Genomic DNA, 17,651 nt, shown 5'->3' with positions numbered 1-17,651 from the left:
GATAACGGCCTGCTATAAATAAAAATTAGAGTGTGGAGAGCAGCGAGGTGAGCTGCGAGCTCATGCTGTTGAGGTTCGACATCAGGGAGTCGAGGTTCTGGAACTGCACGCGGTAAACTTCCACCTGCGCATCAATCAGCTTCTGGGTTTTGTCGATCTGTGCCTGCACGATTTCAGTCTGATCTTCCAGGCTCTCGGTCGCCCCTTCGATGATGCCGTCGGTGTCGGTTTTCGAATCACCCAGGTAATCGGTCATGATTTTGCCGAGCGACGTGGCCATACCTTCGCTATCGCTGCGTCCGGTGAACATGGTGGCAATCTCTTCCGGGTTATCGGCAATCGCTTCGTCCAGCGTATCTTCATCCAGTGTCATCTGGCCGGTAGCGGCATCGATAGTAATGCCCAAATCTGCCAGTGAACCGTAAGTTGCGCCCGCATCGCCATACACACCATTGACGGTCGAGCGCAGCTCGCTCACCAACCCACGCAGCGTGGAGTCGCCCATCAGCGAACCGTTGTCGGAGTTTTCGGTCGCCACTTCTTCATCGCCCAGATCGGAGGTATCTGCCGCGACATACTTACTGGAAGAGGTGGTTTGCTTGAGCAACGCGTTGTATTTACTGACGAAGTCTTGCAGGCTGGTTTTGATCGCCGAGGTATCATTGGTCAGCGTTAACTGCTCAGCTTCACCATTTTCCGACACGGTTTTCAGGTTCAGCGTGACGCCATCAATGATGTCGGTGATGTTGTTGCTGGAACGGGTGTAGTCCGAGCCGTCGACGCGCAGTTTGGCATCTTTGGCGTCGGAGACCGAAATCATATTGTCGCTCTGGCCCGGGTCATTAACCACCTGGCCCTGATCGTCAATATGCTGACCGCCGTTAGAGGTATCAAGCACGCCCGCCAGCGCGCTGTCGCCATCCACTTTTACCGACATTTCGCCATCGGAACCGGTGGTTTTCGAGCTCAGCACTAACTGGTAACCATCATCGGTACGCTGTACCGAGGCGGTGACGTTGCCCTTCTCTTTATTGATCGCTTTCGCAATCTGGTTCAGCGACGTTTCATCATCTTCCAGCTCGACTTCCATGGTTTTGCCGTCGTTCTGGGTGATGGTGATGGTGCGGGTACCGCCGGTGTTACTGGTGCCAAGCGCGGTATCGGCGCTGGCTTGCGCCTGGGTTTTTAGCTTGTGCGCGGCAGCTAACTGGGAGATGGTCACTGAATGACTGTCGGCTTGCGCGCTGCTGGTTGCCGTGGCGGTGAACGCTTCGTTGCTGCTGACGTTTAATTTATTAAAGGCATCACCGCTCATGGTGGTGATGCTTTTTTGCAGCGTCGACATCAGGCTGGAGATTTTGCCCCAGTCGGAAATCTGCGACTCATATTTGCTCTTAAGGTTGGAATAAGGCGTCAGCCGGGTCTGCTCGGCCGCCTGAATCTGCTCCAGCATCGAAGCCGTATCAATCCCGCCGGTACCGACGCCTAGTGATGAAATACCCATTTTTTCTCCTGTCGGAAATCTCGTTTTGCGGTGGTTCTCTATTAAGCTATCGGCGCAGGAAAATAAAAGATGAATTTTTTACCGTTACCTATAAGACCACAAAAATATAGCCAACGCCCTTACTTCCCGCATTGCGGGATAAACAAAAGGGTTTTTAAAAAGAGTAAATTCATTTCCTCAAAATGACAGCACAAATGGCTTCAATTTGCTTAATAACCCTGTCCCTCGCTTTCCTTCTTTATATAGGAAGAGTCACCTGAGGGTTTATTGATTTAATCATCCGCAACCAAACAATCGATATAACACCAATCCCGGCACCAATTCGCAAAATAAAACCAAAAATCGCACAAATAAAAGACAAAATCGCATTAAAACGGCGGGTTTAATCAAAAAATGGAGGACTGAGAAAAAACTTTTTGTGGTGAAAAACTTTAGTCATTTTTTAAAAGGCCGATTTATTTAGTATGCGAACGAAATGACGCATAACCATACTCTGTATAGTAAATTGTGTATAAGGAACTCTCATGTCCCAGGTTATTAATACTAACGCCCTTAGCCTCGTCGCTCAGAACAACCTGAACAAATCTCAGGACTCTCTGGGTACTGCAATTGAACGTCTCTCTTCTGGTCTGCGTATTAATAGCGCGAAAGACGATGCAGCAGGTCAGGCGATCTCTAACCGTTTCACCGCCAACATCAACGGTCTGACTCAGGCTTCCCGTAACGCCAACGATGGTATCTCCATTGCACAGACCACTGAAGGCGCGCTGAACGAAATCAACGACAACCTGCAGAACATCCGTCGTCTGTCCGTACAGGCGCAGAACGGCACCAACTCCGATTCTGACCGTCAGTCCATCCAGGACGAAATCGACGCGCGTCTGGACGAGATCAACCGTATCTCTGAACAGACCGAGTTCAACGGCGTGAAAGTACTGAGCAAAGATCAGAAGCTCTCTATCCAGGTTGGTTCTAACGATGGTCAGACTATCGATATCGAACTGAACCAGATGGACTCTTCTACTCTGGGTATGGACGGCTTCAGCGTAGCTAACGGCATCGACCCTACTACTCTGACTGCAAGCACCGGTACAGTGAAAGTTGACAGTGGTTTCGATTACGATGTTGCTAATTTTACTGATACCGCGGGTACTGCTACCGCCGTTGACGATATCGTGGTTGACGATAACGGTGACGTCTACGCGCAGGTTGGCGCTAAATTGCACAAAGTAACAGAAGATGCGTCTACTGGTGAGATCAGCTTCAACTCAGCTACCGACGACACCGCCTCTGCAGTGGGCACACCGACCAGCGTTGTGGGTGAAGATATGATGAAAGACCAGGCTATTAACATGACCGGTATCACCGGTACGTTAATGGAAGATGGTCAAGGTAACTACTATGTTGACGACGGTGCCGGCAACCTGACTGAAGCAACTATTGATACCACTACCTGGACTGCAACGGATACCGGTAAAGCTGTTTCTACTACTCCGGCAACTTCCGATCCGCTGACCAAAATCGACGAAGCACTGGCGCAGGTTGATGAAATGCGTTCCGGTCTGGGTGCGGTACAGAACCGTTTCGCGTCTGTTATCAGCAACCTGAACAACACCGTTAACAACCTGTCTGAATCCCGCTCTCGTATTCTGGATGCTGACTTCGCGTCTGAAGTATCTGAAATGAGCCGCGCGAACATTCTGCAGTCTGCAGGCACCACCGTGCTGGCACAGGCTAACCAGGTTCCGCAGAACGTGCTGTCTCTGCTGGGCTAATCTCTGCCCCTTAAGGCAGGTTTTCCTGCCTTATCCTTCAACCGCCCCTCACCGGGCGGTTTTTTTATGCCTGCGTTTTGTTGGATCGCATTGGTGCGGGCATTGATTGCCGGATGGCGGCTGCGCCTTATCCGGCCTACAAAAATGCTCCGAACCGTAGGCCGGATAAGCGGTACGCGCCATCCGGCGATGTGCATGTTGCATTGGTGGAAGGGTTCCGTTCACCAGACGTTCGGCGGAATGTTTTTCTCACCGGTGCGGTGAACGGGATAAGGGAAGCGGCCGCGCTCCCCTTATCAATCCCCGCGGCCCCGCAAGGAAATCGGTGCTGCGCACTGCGCTCACCTCCCGCGTGCCTGACTACGGCCGGCTCGACTCGACATCCTGTCTCGGTTCGCCTCTGTCCGCCATCCATGGCGTCCAGACCTTGTCATTCACGCTCCGGTTCGCCGATTTCAGCGGAGACACAACCCCCTCGCTGTGAGATTTGATGTAAAGGGAAAATCTGTATTGCTGAAGGAATGCCTGATGGCGGCTTCGCCTTATCAGGCCTACAACAACCCTATTTCTGAAACGGCGTAGGCCGGATAAGCGCAAGCGCCATCCGGCAATCGGGGCTGCGGTGATAATGCCGGATGGCGGCTCCGCCTTATCCGGCCTACGGTAAACAGGCAACAAAAAAGCCCCTCCCGTTGCCGGGAGGGGCTTTGCGCCAATGCCTGAGCGAGGAGCGTTAAAACGCGTTCTCGGTCACGCGCTCAATCAACTCCATCTCTTCGCTGTTCAGCAGCTTCTCAATATCCACCAGAATCAGCATCCGCTCATTGAGCGAGCCGAGACCAAGCAGATACTGCGTGGAAAGCGTGACGGTATACTCCGGCGCAGGCTTAATCTGCGCCGCGTTCAGCGCCAGCACGTCAGAGACGCCATCCACCACAATCCCCACCACACGGCCGCTGTCGAGGCTTAGCACAATCACCACGGTATTTTGATCAAACTCCGCCGATCCGAGGATAAACTTAACGCGAAGATCGACGATCGGCACGATCACGCCGCGCAGGTTGGTGACGCCGGCAATAAAATCAGGCGTATTGGCGATCCGCGTCACGCGATCGTAGCCGCGGATCTCCTGCACCTTCAGGATCTCAATCCCGTACTCTTCATTGCCCAGGGTAAACACCAGGAACTCATTCCCGCCGTTGTCGCCCGATAACTGTTTGTCTGAGTCAGATACGTTCATCTTATAACCTTTTCAAAAACGCCCTTCAGGCTTGCTGTCAGTGAGGTTTTGCGTTTTTCGCCAATGTTGTTAACACGGCCACATCCAGAATGAGCGCCACGCTGCCGTCACCAAGGATTGTCGCCGCCGAAATACCGGGGATTTTGCGATAGTTCTGTTCGAGGTTTTTCACCACTACCTGGTGTTGACCAATCAGCTGATCGACCAGCAACGCATAGCGGCTACCGGCGCTCTGCACAATCACGGCGATCCCCTCGCTGAAGTCGTAATCGTCATCGTGAATACCGAACAGTTTGCCGAGCTCAACCAGCGGCAGATACTCTTCGCGCACCTGCAGCATGCGTTCGCCGCCGGTCATGCGGTGCAGGGTATTTTCGGAGAGCATCAGGGACTCCATCATGCTGCCGAGCGGCAGAACGTAGATCTCAGAGCCAACGCGCACCGACATGCCGTCGAGGATCGCCAGCGTCAGCGGCAGAATGATGCGGATCTTGGAGCCGCGTCCCTGCTCGGAGTGGATCGTCACATGGCCGCCCATCTCCTGAATGTTACGCCGTACCACATCCATCCCGACGCCGCGCCCGGAGACATCGGTCACCTTTTCGGCGGTGGAGAAGCCCGGCGCAAAAATCAGCATCCAGACATCTTCATCGCTCATGTTGTCGCTGATCGCCATCCCCTGCTACTGCGCGCGAGCGAGGATCTTCTCGCGATTCAGCCCGGCACCATCATCGGTCACTTCAATAATAATGTTGCCGCCGTGATGTTCGGCAGAGAGGACGAGGTTGCCTTTATCCGCTTTACCGTTGGCGCGACGTACTTCGACCGGCTCAATGCCGTGATCGAGGCTGTTGCGCACCAGATGCGTTAAGGGGTCGACGATCTGTTCGATCAATCGCTTATCCAGCTCGGCGGATCCGCCGACCAGCGTCAGCTCTACTTCTTTATTGAGCTTGCCGGCGAGATCGTGCACCAGCCGTGGGAAGCGGCTGAAAACATAATCCATCGGCATCATGCGAATCGACATCACCGACTCCTGCAGATCGCGGGCGTTGCGCTCCAGCTGAGCGATGGTAGTAATCAGGATGTCATGGGTGGAGGAGTCGAGCACGCCAGAGAGCTGGGAAAGCATTGCCTGGGTGATGATCAGTTCACCAACCTGGTTGATTATCTGATCCACTTTCTCAACCGCCACGCGAATGCTGCTCGCCTCCGCCTGCTGCGGTTTCGGGCGCGCGGCGCGCACCGCCGGAGCTGTAGTGTTTTGCGCAGGCGCGGTGGTATCAGTGGCGGGAACCGGGGGCTCTTCCTCGGGGGCGGGAGAGATCGCAATCTGCTCGGGTTCGAGGATAAAACAGAGCACCGCAAGGATATCGTCCGGCGTGGCAGTCGTCGCCAGCGTCAGTTGCAAACCGGTTTTATCGGTCTGCAACGCGCTGACCTGGCCTAAGTTGCCCAGCTCGTCAATCAGCGGCTGCTGATCCTCCTCTTTAATACTGCTGAGGATAATACGTAGACGCTCGCCCTCCGGCTTCGGCGCGGCGACGGGGGTTGCTACAGGCTCGACGACTACAGGCGCGGCGACTTCAGCAGGCAACGTAGTCGGTTCGGCGCTGTCGAGGGCAATCTGGCGCAGCGCTTCACAGATGTAGCGGAACGCCTCCTGATCGGGCTCAGCGGAAGCTTTATAGGCGTCCAGTTGGTCCTGCATAATGTCTTTGCTCTCCAGAAACAGATCGCGGATCGGGTCGTTGATCTGCAATTTACCGCTCCGTACATCGTCCAGCAGGTTTTCGAGAATATGCATGGTCTGTTGTAAGACGGTAAAACCGAAAGTACCCGCCCCACCTTTGATGGAGTGGGCGGCACGGAAAATGGCGTTAAGTACTTCCCTGTCCGGAGCCTCGAGATCCAACTCAAGCAGATACTTCTCCATATCCGCCATCAGCTCATCCGCCTCGTCGAAAAAGGCCTGATAAAAATCGCTTATATCCATTATTTGATCTCCTCAGGAGCGCGCTTCGTGGCGGGCTCTGGCGTGCCTTTGCCGCTGGTCGTCTGCGGTGCAGGGCTGACCAGCGTGTCGCGTAAAAGCACATCTTCTTGCATGATCTGTTTCTCTTTCTGCTGGCTTAATACCAGGATGCTGATGCGGCGGTTAATGGGATCGGCGGCATCGGAGCCGGCCTGCATCATGGTGTCCGCCGTACCGATCACCCGGATGAATTTTTTACTGGCAAGGCCCGCACCAGAGAGAATGCGGCGCGAGGCGTTGGCGCGATCGGAAGAGAGCTCCCAGTTGCTGTAACCCTGTTCGCCGTTGGCGTAAGGGAGTGAGTCCGTATGGCCGGTCAAAATGATGCGGTTGGGCATATCGTTAAGCACCGGCACCAGCGCCTGCAGAATATTGACCATGTAGTTTTCCGGCGTCGGGCGACCGACCTTAAACATCGGCCGGTCGGCGCTGTCGGTGATCTGCAATAGCAGCCCGTCATCGGTCAGGGAGAGCCGCAGGTTTGAAGTGAAGTTATTAAGCCGCGGATCGACCTCAATCAGGTTCTCCAGCTTTTCGCGCGCCCGCTTGAGATTAGCCTCGCTCTTTTTCTGATCGAGTTTTTGCAGCGTTCGCTTAAACACCTCGCCATCCTGCTTCATCGCATCATCGCCGCCGCCGGGAACAACACTGTCACTCAGGCTCGCCTTGGTGCCGTGCGCCAGCGTGTTCTTCAGCGGCACCTTGAAGTAGTCAGCAATCTGCTGGCGCTGTTCGGGGCTTGAGGAGGAGAGCAGCCACATCACGAGGAAGAAGGCCATCATCGCGGTCATAAAGTCCGCATAGGCGATCTTCCACGAGCCGCCGTGCGAACCATGCCCTTTTTTGATGGTTTTGCGAACGACGATGGTCTCTACGGGCTTCTTTCTCATGCTGCGTCACTCGCAGACGAGGAGGCGGCGGAGGAAGAAGAGGAAGAGGAGCGGACTTCCCGCACGTGATCTTCCAGCTCGGCGAAACTTGGGCGCTCGGTCGAGAAGAGCGTTTTACGCCCAAACTCAACGGCGATTTGCGGCGCATAACCGTTGATGCTGGAGAGCAGCGTGGTTTTGATGCACTCCATCATCTTCAGGTGTTCAGCGCTGCGCTGGCGCAGCAGGGTTGCCAGCGGCAGTACCATGCCGTAGGCGAGCAGAATACCGAGGAAAGTACCGACCATGGCGTGCGCAATCAGCGCGCCAAGCTCTGCTGCCGGACGATCCGCCGCCGCCAGCGCGTTCACCACGCCCATGACCGCTGCGACAATACCAAATGCCGGAAGGCCATCGCCGACGGCGTTCAGGCTGTGCGCCGGCACTTCATGCTCGTGCTCGCAGGTCTCGATCTCTTCATCCATCAACGCCTCGATTTCAAAGGCGTTCATGTTGCCGCTGACCATCAGGCGCAGGTAATCGACAATAAAGTTCATGATGTCGGCATCGGCCAGCAGGCGCGGATAGGCGGAGAAGATCGGGCTGTTTTGCGGATCCTCAATATCATTTTCCAGCGCGACCAGCCCGCTCTGGCGGCTTTTCGCCAGCAGCAGATAGAGCATGCCGAGCAGATCCAGATAGAGTGATTTGCTGAAATGCGAGCCTTTAAACAGCGAAGGGAGGGCTTTAAGGGTAGCGCGGATCGCCTTGCCATTATTACCGACGATAAAAGCCCCTACTCCGGCACCGCCGATAATTAACAGCTCGGTCGGCTGAAATAGTGACATGAGGTTACCGCCGCTCAGCACAAACCCGCCAAATACGGTAGCGAGGACGACGACATAGCCAATAATGACTAACACTGCAACTCCTTAATCATTGAAAAAAACAACCAGCCACGCTGAATAGTGCGCGCAGCGCATGCCCAATCCGGTTATAGCCGGGGGGTAATGAGCGTTCGCTCGGGGCCTGCGCGTTTAATTGCCCGTGAGGGCGGGAAACATAAACTGCAGGTAAAGACGCCCTGGGTACTTTCTGGCGCGGTAATAAAACGCCCGCCGCAGGTGCAACACTCGATATGTTTGATCATGCCGCAGTCAATAAAACGCAGCAGCGTCCAGGCGCGGGTTAAACCTAACACCGGCTTTTGCGCGGCACCGTTCAGGATATTTTCTAAATAGAGACGGTAGCCTTTAAGCATAATTTCGACAGGGCGGCCCGATTCCGTCTTTTGCAAATAACAGTAGATGTTATAAAACATTGACGAATGAATATTCTGCTCCCACGCCATATACCAGTCTGTGGAAAACGGCAACATGCCTTTCGGCGGCGAACAACCTTTAAGCTCTTTATAAAGCTTTAATAAACGCCTGCGGCTTAAGCTCGTTTCGCTTTCCAGAACCTGCATCCTTGCGCCAAAGGAGATCAATTCCATGGCAATCTGCGCATCCCTGATTTCCGACATTATGCTTTTTTCACACATCATAAACTCCGCTTTCAGGTTGTCGACGGCTCTTCCCCGGAAAGAGAATTAAGCAAATCAGTGGATAGGATGATTCCGGTATGGATACTCTGCAAAGCATCAATACGGGAATCCCTGGTTAAACACTCAATAACCGTTTCATTATCAATTCGCAGCTGGCAAATAAGTTGCCCGGTAGATGCGAGCTTGATTAATTGAGGAAAGGTCAGTCCCTTAATAATATCGATTGTGGCTTCACTCAGTCCAAGCCGAAACTTAGCGGCAAGCCGGTCTTCAAGAATCAAACGCTGCGCCAAAAGCAGGTAGGATAGATTCATATCCCGAATACACTGCATCGGCTCATCAAAATTCGTTACGTTCACTTCAACTGCCCCTTGTATTTTGTAACCAATAACGCAGTTACCGTCCTGTAATTCGTAACCAATGAGTAACAATAAAAATAAATAAAATTAAAAAATCAGGCAGCGTCATTCATCGAGGATTAATTTATAGCGGCATGAGATATTACTTATAGCCTTATGATTCCCAGCCCCGACCTTCCAGCCGCGCACGCAAACGTTTAATCGTCTGGCTATGTAATTGGCTGACGCGAGTTTCGGTAATGCCCAGTAGCGATCCCACCTCCTTCATATTCAGCTCTTGTTGATAATAGAGATTAAGTAACATCTGTTCGCGCTCCGGCAGCTCGCGGATCTCATTGCTGATCTGCCGGGTTAAATCGCCCAGCATGGCATCGTTGAGGGGATCAAGGTGATCCTGCTCAAGCTCCGCCAGCTCGACGCCATCGGCCAGCAACTCCTGCAACTCATCCAGCGAACAGAGCATGCTGGTGTTGGTGTCGGAGAGGATCTGCTGATACTCCTGCAGCGTCATACCAAGTTCAGCGGCAACCTCGGATTCCGAGGCCGCGCCGCCGGAACGTTGTTCAACGCGCATAATCGCGGAGGAGACTTCGCGGGTTTTACGGCGCACGCGTCGCGGAACCCAATCATGCTCACGCAGTTCATCCATAAATGCCCAACGCAGACGCTGGGCAATATAGACGCTAAGTTTGACCCCTTTTTTCGGGTCAAATTGATCGATTGCATCAAGAAGAGCAATGGCACCGGCCTGAATAAGATCGTCAATTTCCACACTGGCCGATAATCTTGATTGCATTTTCAGTGCTTCATAGCGGACTAAATAACCATATTTAGCCCACAGCTGCTCTTTTTGAATTGTCCCTTCGGGACTGTATAAGCCATTCACTATTACAATTTCCGGGATGATAATAATAGAATTAAATTATTATTGATTATCGCCAAATCAAATAGCCTGATAAGAAACCGTAAAGTTGAACATATTGCGACTTTATTTACCGCACGATCCTGGTGAAATTAAAACGTTTCCCAATCCCCTTCGGATTTTTTAACAGGAACGAAATCTTTTCGCGTAGCGGAAATAACAGGACGCACTGTTTCTATACCATGCTGTTCACGCGCGCTGGCGGAAACGTGATGCTCATTAACCACAAACTGCGCCACGATCTGATCGAGACTGCTGGCATGCTGCTCAACGCTGGTAGCGGTTTTCGCCGCGTTCTCTACCATCTGGGCATTCTGCTGGGTCACCAGATCCATCTCATTTACCGCCTGAGCAATCTGGTTAATACCGGTGCTCTGCTCGTCCGATGCTGAAGTGATCTCCGCCATAATGTCGGTCACCTGCACGACGGATTTCACAATCTCCTGCATTGACGCACCGGCCAGTTCCACTTCCTGGGAGCCGGTATTCATATTGGCAACACAGGTGTTGATCAGCTGGCGGATCTCTTTCGCCGCGTCGGCGCTGCGTTTCGCCAGGTTACGTACTTCACCAGCGACCACCGCAAAACCGCGACCCTGCTCGCCCGCACGCGCCGCTTCAACCGCGGCGTTCAGCGCCAGGATGTTGGTCTGATTGGCAATGCTGTCGATAACACTGTTGATGTCGGCAATTTGACGCGAGTTCGCCGTAATTTCCACCATGATCTTGTCAAGGTTGTGCATCACTTCACCGCCCTTCTGCGCGCTGACGCTGGCGCTTTCCGCCAGTTGTTGTGCGCTATGGGCGTTGTCGGCGTTCTGACGAACGGTGATTTTCAGCTGTTCCATGCTGGCGGCGGTTTCTTGCAGTGCAGAGGCTTGCTGCTCGGTACGCGAAGAGAGATCGTTGTTGCTGGTCGCAATCTCCTGGGCGTTGGTGTAGATATGCTTCACGCCGTTGCGAATACCGTAGACGGTGTCGGTCAGCGACTGGCGCATCCCTTCTACTTCGGTGAGCATTTTGCCAATCTCATTCTGCGCACCGGCCTCAATACGGGTGCTCAGGTTACCGGAAGCAATAGACTGGAAGGCGGTAATCGCCTGATCCAGACGGCTGAATACGGTGCGCTTAAGCCAGATGCGTGAAACCACGGCACAGACGATGGCGAGAATAAGGGCAAACATGGAGAACATCGTCATACGCTGCGTATCAGAATGCGCCGTCTCGCCGAAACCGTGAACCAGCTCTTCGGCAAAGGCGAGGTACTCATCCGCCAGCTCTTTTAATGCGATGCGCTGTTTGGCCTCATCGACCACATCATTGGTATAGCTGGTAGGATTATTGATGTAGTTTATTTTCTTCAGCGAAAATGCCAGTACGCTTTCAAAGCGCTTTTGGATTTTTGCCGCTATCGCCTCTTCCTCCTGGGTTTTAAACGGAGTGGACATAAATTTATCCATATCCTTTTCCGCTAAGGTAAACATCTTTTTCGCGCTGTCGATATCGCCCTGATTGACCGGCTGGTTAATCATCGTCGCCAGCATACTGGCATTCACCTGCGCCATCGCGTTAGTGAGGCCAAGAATAGCGCTATTTAAGGTATCGATATTGGTATTGGTCAGTACGGCATCATCAAAATTTACAGATGAGGATCTTGAACTGGTCAATGCATAACTTGATACCGCGATAATACAAACAATTAACAGACCAAGCAGGAGGTTTATTCCTGTGGATATTTTTAAATCTTTAAACATAACTGAACCTGAATAATAGGGAATAAAATGCACCCTCCGCGCAGGAAGAATGCATTCACGAATAAGCGTCTAATAACATTTCCATTAAAGCTTATGGCATTAAAAACCAGCGGCGGGCATCAGCCCATTACTTTAAAAATTGAGAGCTGCTGCATCGACTGAAATACCGTCATGGAGGAATTAAGCGCAAATTCCGACATCTTCGACTGGGATAACAGGGTAATCATCGAGTCCCAGTCCGAACCTAAGGTTTCCTGCAGGCGGCTCTGCACATTGATGCTTTGTGCCTCAGCGCTGAATCCCAGTGATTCAATCTGCTGCATATTGGTACCGACGGTGGCACGAACCTTGCCGAGATTATCGATATTTTTCTTAATGCTGACATTGGAATCATCCAGCACAGCCTGTAGCGCATCCCTGTCCGCATCGCTGGTGATCGGCTGTTTCAGCTGCGCAATCGCGTTGTCGAGGGCTTTAAACAGATCGTCCGGCGTACCGCTCAGAAAGACATCATCACCGGTATGGCCAACCTGCATTTCAGTGCTGTCAGAGACCACCTGGGTCATAGCGGTATCGCCGCCGACATAGGTGCCATCGGCCTGGAACGGCGCGCTGCCGGTTTTGTACCCGGCAAAAATATAGCGACCGTCGCTGTTTTTAGTGTTCGCCAGATCCAGCAGGTTATCGCGGATGCCCTGTAACTCTTCCGCCAGCGCAGCGCGATCTTCGTCAGAGTAGGCACCGTTACCACCGGCAATCACTTTCTGCGTCAGGTTCTCTGTCAGCAAGTTGCCGATAGAGTCCAGGGTGTTATCTTCCTGGCCCAGCGCATCCTGTGCGTAGGTGCGCGCGGTGTCGTACTGGCTCATGCGCGACAGCGCCGTTTGTAAGGTGACAGACTGCGACGCGCCGGTCGGATCGTCAGAGGGCTTCAGCAGCGTCTGGCCAGCAGAGAGGCGGGTTGCCAGGTCGTTGTAACCCGTCATCGCGTCGCCCAGGCTGTCTATGCGGTTTTGAAAAATATAACTTGTGCTAAGACGCATCGTTATTTCCCGATCAAAGGTTAAGCAACCCGGTTACCCGGGCGCGATTAACGGATATTTAAAATGGTGTCGAACAGCGTATTCGCGGTTTGCAGCACCTGCGCGTTCGCCTGGTAGTACTGAGAGAACATCTGCAAGTTGACGTACTCTTCCGTAATATCCACCCCGGAAACGGACTGCTGCTGCAACGCCCACTCGTCGTAGACATTCGCCGCAGTCGACATATCCGCTTTCAGCGCGCTGACGGAGGAGCCAACGGAGCTGACCAGGCTGGCGTAGGCGCCGGAGAGCGTCTTACCATCGACCACCTCTTCATCTTTAATCGCAATCAGATCGAGGATGTTTTCGTTATCGCTCTGATCGTCCGGATCGGCAGATTTCGCCGCCGCGATCTGATCGCCGTCGGTGATCGCCACGGTCAGGTTATCCGCCGCGCCGTCGGTCGGGTTGAGGGTGAAGCTGTCGCCCGGCTGCGGTGTGCCGCCTGGCGTGATGGAGATGCCTTCAAACTCCAGTTCGCCGTTGCTGCCGATAGTTGGCGTGATGCTGCGGCCATCGCTGGTAGTGATGGTCCAGTCGGTGCTGCCCGGTCCGTTATAGACCAGTTCGTAATCTTCAGATTTCACCGACGGAATGTCCGTGAAGTTAACATCCAGCGAACCGGTGCCGGTGTTATTGATGTTGCCCACCGCCAGCGGATCGGCAATGTTGAAGAGATCGCCGCCGGCATTGCCTTCAAGATCGTAACCCTGGGCGTTAACTTCGTTGAATTTGTTCGCCATTTGCAGCGCCAGCTGGTTAAGCTGATCGCGCGCGGAGACCAGATCTTCGTTACGGAATTTGAACAGCCCGCCCAGTTCACCGGTGGTCTTCTCTTCATCCAGCGGTAAGGCATTGCCGGAAGCGTCAACGTACGCCACCACGGTGGTATTCGGATCGCTTGCCGAAGCGCTGGCCTGTAACTCGTAGGATTTGCCGCCGCTCACCAGCGCCATGCCGTTTTGCATCGAGACGCTGACCGCACCGGTATCGCTGTTTTCCGTCACTTTAATGCCGATCTTTTCGCTGAGCTGGCTGAGTAACTGGTCACGCTGATCCAGCAAGTCGGCAGGCATACCGCCGGTCTGGCCGTGCACTTTCTCAATCTGTTTATTGAGGGTCGCCAGTTGCTTGGTATAGGAGTTGATATCGTCAACGCTCTGGCTAATCTGCGTGTTGGTGCTCTGCTCAAGGCCGTTTAACGTTTTGCTGTTACTGCGATACTGGTTCGCCAGCGCGTTCAACTCGGCCAGCACACTTTGACGCGCAGCCGGATCGACCGGGTCTTTACTGACCGATTCCATAGCTTCAAATAAGCTATCCATGGTGACGGAGATATTGTTGGTGCTGTCGCCAAGCATGTCATCAACCTGGCTGACCTGCTGATAGCGACTATTGAGGGTATAAAATTCGGTGGTCGCGCCACGCACCTGGTTGGTCATAAAACCATCGTAAGCGCGCTGTACATCGCCCACTTTTACGCCATAGCCGAAGAAGCCATAGCTTGTGGATTTACCGCCCGCCTCGCCGAGAATAATATTCTGGCGGCTGTAGCCTGTTGTTGTGGCATTTGACAAGTTATTACCCACCACATTTAACGCGTTCTGCGCGGCGTTAAGCCCGGACTGGGCCAGATTGATTAAATTCATTGGTATCGATCCTTACCAGAGGAGGAGGAGATAAGAAGCCCCCGATAAAAGTAGTGCTCTCTATATTTATCGGCCCTGTAAAATTTCGCTAAAGCCCGCAGCCTAAAATAATGAGGAAAAATCCGAGGAATATGCCTCTGTCGCTTCACTCACCTTATTTCGCACCTGCTGAATGATATTGATCAATTTTTTCGCATAGGCCGGATCCGTTGCATATCCGGCGGTCTGCAACGCTTTTGCCGCTATTTCCGGCGTTTCCGATTTCACAACATTTTTATAACGAGGATTACGACTAATTAACGACGTATAATCTTCCAGCGCTTCGGCATAAGAGGAATACACTTTAAATTTATCCTTTATTTTTTGCGCCACGCCGTTTTCATATTCGGTGGTGGTTATTTCGGTCGTTTTACCCTGCCATTCTGCGGTGGCTTTTACGCCAAATAAGTTATGGCTCGGCTTGCCATCCTCGGTGAGTATTTCCCGTTTACCCCAGCCGGACTCGAGCGCCGCCTGGGCAATAATTAATTGATGGGGAATGCCGCTTAAACGCGCCACCGCCATAGCCGGTGCCATCATGCGGGAAATAAAACCGCCGCCGGGGATAGCGGGCACTTCCGGCAGCGCTGCCTGTTCATTATTGGCCTGCGCCTGCTCAGGATCGGCCGGTTGCAGACGCAGCGGCACGCCAATAAAGCGTGCCGGGCTGATATTAAGGGGAACTTCGCGCGTCGCGGTGGTCGTTTCCGCCACCGCATCGCTTTTGCCGCTCAGCTGTTTGACCATCAGATCGGCGAAGCCCATCCTGCCTTTGTCGGCGATGTTCTGCGAAATCTGCTGGTCATAGAGCGAGGTGAACATCTCCGACTGCTGGGTATTGAACAGCCCATCTTTAAAACTGGCCTGGCGCATGCTTTTCAGCATCATCTGCACGAACAGGCCCTCCATCTGTTTAGCGACGGCTTTGAGCGCCTGCGGCGAATCATTGCGCGCCGCCAGCTTTAACTTATCGAGGCTGTGGGCATCAAACGCCGCGTCTTGCGGCACGGATGGGCCAATCATCAGTTGATCTCCAGACGGGCATGCAGACAGCCTGCGCTTTTCATCGATTGCAGAATCGCCATCAAATCGTTCGGCGTTGCGCCAAGGCCATTCAGAGCGCGGACGACATTGTTGAGATCTGTGCTGGTCTGCACACGTTGCAGAGAACCGTTCTGTTCACGCACCGAGAGCTGCGTATTTTGCGTCACCACCGTCTGCCCGCCTGCCAGCGGCGCATTAGGCTGATTGACCTGCTCGTTTTGCGCTACTTCGACGGTTAAATCTCCCTGCGCGACGGCGCAAGAGTCGAGAGAGACATGACCATTCATCACCACAGAGCCGGTACGCGAGTTGATAATGATGCGCGCATCACCGGCATCGACCCGCAGCGGCAGATCCTGCACCGCAGAGAGGAAGCGCACGCGCGCCGCGCTGTCGGCCGGGGCACGCAGGCTCACGGTACGGGCATCTACCGCCACGGCCGCGCCGCCATAGCGACGGTTAATGGCATCGCTGATCTGCTGGGCAACGGTGAAATCATCCTGGTTCAGCACCAGTTTCAGCGTGCTCTGCCCGGCAAAGTTAGAGGGCACCTCGCGCTCCACCGTTGCGCCGCCGCTGATGCGTGCGCCGTTTAGCTGATTTACCTGCACGCGGTTGCCGCCCGCCTGCGCGCCTGCGCCGGAGACCAGCAGGTTACCCTGCGCCAGGGCGTAGATCTGGCTATCCGCGCCTTTCAGCGGCGTCATCAACAGCGTACCGCCGCGCAAACTTTTGGCGTTGCCCATGGAGGAGACCACCACATCGATCTTCTCCCCGGCATGGGCAAAGGGCGGCAGCTCTGCCGTCACCATCACCGCGGCGACGTTTTTAAGTTGCATATTGACCCCCGCAGGCACGGTAATGCCGAGCTGCGAGAGCATATTGTTGAGGCTCTGGGTGGTAAACGGCGTCTGCATGGTCTGATCGCCGGTGCCATCCAGACCGACCACCAGGCCGTAGCCCATCAGGGAGTTGCCACGAACGCCCTGAATCGAGGTGAGATCCCGGATCCGCTCGGCGCTGGCCTGCCCGGCGACAAGCGCCGACAGACAGCAGAGGAGCGCCAGGTAACGCGTAAAGGAAAACATTTTCATCATCAATCAAAAAGGAGAAAGGTTAAGGAACAGGCGTTGCAACCAGCCCATCTGCTGCGCTTCGTTGATATAGCCGTTACCGACATATTCAATGCGCGCATCTGCCACCTGGGTGGATACAACGGTGTTGCTGGCGCTGATGGTGCGCGGGTTCACGATGCCGGAGAAGCGGATGAACTCCGTTCCCTGATTAATGGCGATCTGTTTTTCCCCGACCACGGCCAGGTTGCCGTTTTCCAGCACCTGTTTCACCGTCACGGTGATGGTGCCGCTAAAGGTATTTTTCGCTGCCGCTCCGCCTTTACCGGCGAAGTCGTTAGTGCCGCTGAGTGAGGCATCCGCTTTGCCGCCGCCCACCAGCCCGGAGAGGAAGCCCGGTACGGTGCTCATGCCCACATCGGTCGAGCCATCGCGCGAGGCGGTGGCGGAGGAGCTTTTGCTGGCGCTGACGTTCTCCTGCAACGCAATGGTCAGCGTGTCACCGACATTGCGCGGACGGCGGTCCTCAAACATCGGTTGATAACCATAATTCATCGCCTGCCCTGACTGAAAAATTGCGCCGTTAACCGATGCGGCAGCAACCGGCGTAGGCGCGGCAGAGGTTTCCCCCCCTACCAGTGGTTTTTGTGGAATGTAGGCGCAGCCGGTCAACAGAGTCATTAACAGGAGCGTTGAGGCCATACGGCCCAGCGTGGTTTCAGAGCAAGGGAGATTAGTCATCATATTCACTACAGGTAAT

The 17,651-nt window shown here is 53.9% G+C and carries 14 protein-coding genes and 1 pseudogene; 1 reads left to right on the top strand and 14 read right to left on the bottom strand.

Annotation, left to right across the window (positions count from 1 at the left end):
• Positions 1 to 25 precede the first annotated feature (25 nt).
• On the bottom strand, positions 26 to 1,504 hold the full coding sequence (fliD, locus tag EH164_RS04975) for a flagellar filament capping protein FliD (protein WP_124967496.1): 1,479 nt from the start codon (positions 1,502 to 1,504) through the stop codon (positions 26 to 28).
• Positions 1,505 to 2,028: 524 nt separating this feature from the next.
• Here fliD and EH164_RS04970 point away from each other — a divergent pair.
• Positions 2,029 to 3,279: a FliC/FljB family flagellin gene (locus EH164_RS04970; RefSeq protein ID WP_124967495.1), complete on the top strand. Its 1,251-nt coding sequence runs from the start codon at positions 2,029 to 2,031 to the stop codon at positions 3,277 to 3,279.
• Between the two features lie 733 nt (positions 3,280 to 4,012).
• Here EH164_RS04970 and cheW read toward each other — a convergent pair.
• The 13 genes and pseudogenes from cheW to EH164_RS04905 form a co-directional block, all read right to left on the bottom strand.
• A complete protein-coding gene (cheW, locus tag EH164_RS04965) occupies positions 4,013 to 4,519 on the bottom strand; it encodes a chemotaxis protein CheW (protein ID WP_124967494.1) in 507 nt (168 codons plus the stop codon).
• A 37-nt stretch (positions 4,520 to 4,556) separates the two neighbouring features.
• A pseudogene (cheA, locus tag EH164_RS04960) lies at positions 4,557 to 6,515 on the bottom strand (chemotaxis protein CheA).
• Positions 6,515 to 7,444 (bottom strand): flagellar motor protein MotB, encoded by a 930-nt coding sequence (gene motB, locus EH164_RS04955; RefSeq protein WP_124967493.1) that lies wholly within the window; start codon positions 7,442 to 7,444, stop codon positions 6,515 to 6,517. Before motB ends, cheA begins: the two are co-directional and overlap by 1 nt.
• A complete protein-coding gene (gene motA / locus EH164_RS04950; protein WP_124967492.1) occupies positions 7,441 to 8,346 on the bottom strand; it encodes a flagellar motor stator protein MotA in 906 nt (301 codons plus the stop codon). The genes motB and motA overlap by 4 nt, the downstream gene beginning before the upstream one ends.
• A 71-nt stretch (positions 8,347 to 8,417) precedes the next feature.
• Complete coding sequence (flhC, locus tag EH164_RS04945) at positions 8,418 to 8,966, bottom strand: flagellar transcriptional regulator FlhC (protein ID WP_124971274.1); 549 nt, start codon at positions 8,964 to 8,966, stop codon at positions 8,418 to 8,420.
• 14 nt (positions 8,967 to 8,980) lie between these two features.
• Positions 8,981 to 9,328, bottom strand: coding sequence for a flagellar transcriptional regulator FlhD (gene flhD / locus EH164_RS04940; RefSeq protein ID WP_083699332.1), 348 nt, complete (start codon positions 9,326 to 9,328; stop codon positions 8,981 to 8,983).
• 154 nt (positions 9,329 to 9,482) lie between these two features.
• Positions 9,483 to 10,214: an RNA polymerase sigma factor FliA gene (locus EH164_RS04935; RefSeq protein WP_124967491.1), complete on the bottom strand. Its 732-nt coding sequence runs from the start codon at positions 10,212 to 10,214 to the stop codon at positions 9,483 to 9,485.
• A gap of 128 nt (positions 10,215 to 10,342) precedes the next feature.
• A complete protein-coding gene (locus EH164_RS04930) occupies positions 10,343 to 12,004 on the bottom strand; it encodes a methyl-accepting chemotaxis protein (protein ID WP_124967490.1) in 1,662 nt (553 codons plus the stop codon).
• A gap of 119 nt (positions 12,005 to 12,123) precedes the next feature.
• Positions 12,124 to 13,047 (bottom strand): flagellar hook-associated protein FlgL, encoded by a 924-nt coding sequence (gene flgL / locus EH164_RS04925; RefSeq protein ID WP_124967489.1) that lies wholly within the window; start codon positions 13,045 to 13,047, stop codon positions 12,124 to 12,126.
• Between the two features lie 47 nt (positions 13,048 to 13,094).
• The gene (gene flgK, locus EH164_RS04920) at positions 13,095 to 14,735 is read right to left on the bottom strand and encodes a flagellar hook-associated protein FlgK (protein WP_124967488.1); all 1,641 of its coding nucleotides are present in this window, start codon (positions 14,733 to 14,735) and stop codon (positions 13,095 to 13,097) included.
• Between the two features lie 102 nt (positions 14,736 to 14,837).
• On the bottom strand, positions 14,838 to 15,797 hold the full coding sequence (gene flgJ, locus EH164_RS04915; RefSeq protein ID WP_124967487.1) for a flagellar assembly peptidoglycan hydrolase FlgJ: 960 nt from the start codon (positions 15,795 to 15,797) through the stop codon (positions 14,838 to 14,840).
• On the bottom strand, positions 15,797 to 16,912 hold the full coding sequence (locus EH164_RS04910; RefSeq protein WP_370277254.1) for a flagellar basal body P-ring protein FlgI: 1,116 nt from the start codon (positions 16,910 to 16,912) through the stop codon (positions 15,797 to 15,799). The genes flgJ and EH164_RS04910 overlap by 1 nt, the downstream gene beginning before the upstream one ends.
• 6 nt (positions 16,913 to 16,918) lie before the next feature.
• A complete protein-coding gene (locus tag EH164_RS04905; protein ID WP_370277253.1) occupies positions 16,919 to 17,593 on the bottom strand; it encodes a flagellar basal body L-ring protein FlgH in 675 nt (224 codons plus the stop codon).
• Positions 17,594 to 17,651 lie beyond the last annotated feature (58 nt).

Origin of the sequence: Kosakonia sp. CCTCC M2018092 (assembly GCF_003864115.1) — a bacterium.
In the GTDB taxonomy this organism is placed as follows: domain Bacteria; phylum Pseudomonadota; class Gammaproteobacteria; order Enterobacterales; family Enterobacteriaceae; genus Kosakonia; species Kosakonia cowanii.
The sequence above is the reverse complement of the archived record's forward strand: the minus strand, read 5'-3'. Positions and strand labels throughout refer to the sequence as shown.